Consider the following 1,750-nt stretch of genomic DNA (forward strand, 5'->3'; position numbering starts at 1 on the left):
GTGCAGGTGTCCACGCGGACACCTAGCTTCTGACCTCCTGACCCTCATGGGAAGGGCGTCATTTATTGACCGCTTACAGATCAAGTCCCGGCTAATACATGTAAAGAATCCTAACAACTCCCCTCGAACTCGCTCGGACTGCGTTATCGCGACAGAACCTGCTATAGTGCATCGCATATGTAATGCGTGAGGTACCTATGAAAACAGCCACGATCCCGGCGCTGCGCGTCGACCCTGAGTTGCGGCAAGCGGTGGAAGCGGAGTTGCACGACCACGAGACCCTGTCATCGTTTATGGAGCAGGCGTTGCGGGCCGGTGTCGAGCGCCGGCGAATGCAGCGCGAGTTCGTGGCCCGCGGCCTGGCGTCGCGCGAAGATGCGCGGCGCACCGGCGAGTATTTCGGCGCCGATGATGTCCATCACGAGCTTGAAACGATGCTGGCGGCCGCTCGGACGGCGGGGGCGTCGCGTTGAGCTACCAGGTTCGCTATACGCGTGCAGCACGCGAGGACCTGATACGCCTGTACCGTTTCCTGCTTGAGCAAGACCTAACGGCGGCAGAGCGCGCGCTGGCCGCAATTCGGCAGGGTGTCGATCTGCTTCAGACGTTCCCGTTTACCTGCCGCAAGGCGGACCCGCAGAATCCATTTTTGCGCGAACTCGTCGTGTCGTTCGGTGTAGCGGGATACGTTGTGCTGTTTGAGGTTGAGGATGCGCAGCGGGTCACGATCCTCGCAGTCCGACATCAACGTGAGGATGACTACCACTGAATGTAGGCGATGTAGGCGAGCTGGTCGAGGCTTGCGCGTGACTGACGAGCGGATGGGGCGGTCAGTAAGCACGAGACCAGTACCGTCTGTGAACGCTCGGTGACGAGTGCCATGATGTCCGGCGAAGGACACGAATGACCGGTCGTGTCCACGATAGGAGTTGTGGACAGAGTGACTCAGACAGTCGAGATCCCGCCGAAACGGCAAACTCGCCGACATCCCACGGAATGGAAGCGGACCATCGTCGCGCTGACATTCGAGCCCGGCGCGTCGGTAGCCCGTGTTGCTCGCGAGAACGGCATCAATGCCAATCAGGTGTGGGCATGGCGCCGCCTCCATGCGCAAGGCCTGCTAACGGACGATGCGATTCCAGACGCAATGCTGCCGGTTGTCGTCAACGAACCGTCTCAGCGTAAGCGGCTCGGCCGGACCGTTTCCCGAAGCTGATTTTTCCAAAGCATGATGGGCGCGTTTAGATTGACGGAACTCGTCAGCCATGTCGAACGCAGGGAATCGTGCCCATCCGCATCGAACGTACGCGCAAGAATTCAAGCAGCAGGTGATCAGGGAGACACTGGAGCCTGGTATGTCAGTGTCGGTTGTTGCGCGGCGGCACGACATCAACGCCAATGTGATATTCGGATGGCGCAAGCAATATCGTGAAGGCAAGCTGGTCGTCCCTGCACTTGGCGTTGCGCCGAGCGTGCCAAGCACGGAACTGCTGAGCGTCGATGTGATCGACTCGGCATTGGTACTGCCAGCGCCGGAGCTGACCGTGGCGCCGGAAGCGATGAGCAGCGTACCGATGCCGAAGCCCGTGTGCGAAATCGAGGTGGAGATCGGCAAGCGGCGCGTGAAGATTCGCGGCCTGTCTGCCGAGCGCACCGAAGCGTTCCTGCAGGAATGAATCGCCCCGGGTTCATCGGAGACCGATTTGTTTGAGTCAGGCCGCCTTGGCGACGTCCTCAAACTGCCGATAGT

Annotated in this window: 4 protein-coding genes; all 4 read left to right on the forward strand. The window is 60.2% G+C overall.

What is annotated here, in order from left to right; genetic code table 11:
- Positions 1-197: 197 nt before the first annotated feature.
- The 4 genes from WS68_RS24015 (at position 198) to WS68_RS29670 (ending at position 1,676) form a co-directional block, all read left to right on the forward strand.
- The gene (locus WS68_RS24015) at positions 198-473 is read left to right on the forward strand and encodes a YlcI/YnfO family protein (RefSeq protein ID WP_059573226.1); all 276 of its coding nucleotides are present in this window, start codon (positions 198-200) and stop codon (positions 471-473) included.
- Entirely contained in the window at positions 470-769 is a 300-nt protein-coding gene (locus WS68_RS24020; RefSeq protein ID WP_059573227.1) for a type II toxin-antitoxin system RelE/ParE family toxin, read from the forward strand. The genes WS68_RS24015 and WS68_RS24020 overlap by 4 nt, the downstream gene beginning before the upstream one ends.
- Before the next feature lie 171 nt (positions 770-940).
- A complete protein-coding gene (locus tag WS68_RS27020) occupies positions 941-1,216 on the forward strand; it encodes a transposase (RefSeq protein ID WP_231753108.1) in 276 nt (91 codons plus the stop codon).
- A 49-nt stretch (positions 1,217-1,265) separates the two neighbouring features.
- A complete protein-coding gene (locus WS68_RS29670) occupies positions 1,266-1,676 on the forward strand; it encodes a transposase (RefSeq protein ID WP_059573228.1) in 411 nt (136 codons plus the stop codon).
- Positions 1,677-1,750: the final 74 nt, after the last annotated feature.

It is taken from the genome of Burkholderia sp. TSV86, from assembly GCF_001522865.1.
GTDB lineage: Bacteria > Pseudomonadota > Gammaproteobacteria > Burkholderiales > Burkholderiaceae > Burkholderia.

What these genes read in the sequence shown, in the direction of transcription:
- WS68_RS24015 (WP_059573226.1), top strand. Translation starts at nt 198, where the DNA reads ATGAAAACAGCCACGATCCCGGCGCTGCGCGTCGACCCTGAGTTGCGG.
- WS68_RS29670 (WP_059573228.1), top strand. Translation starts at nt 1,266, where the DNA reads ATGTCGAACGCAGGGAATCGTGCCCATCCGCATCGAACGTACGCGCAA.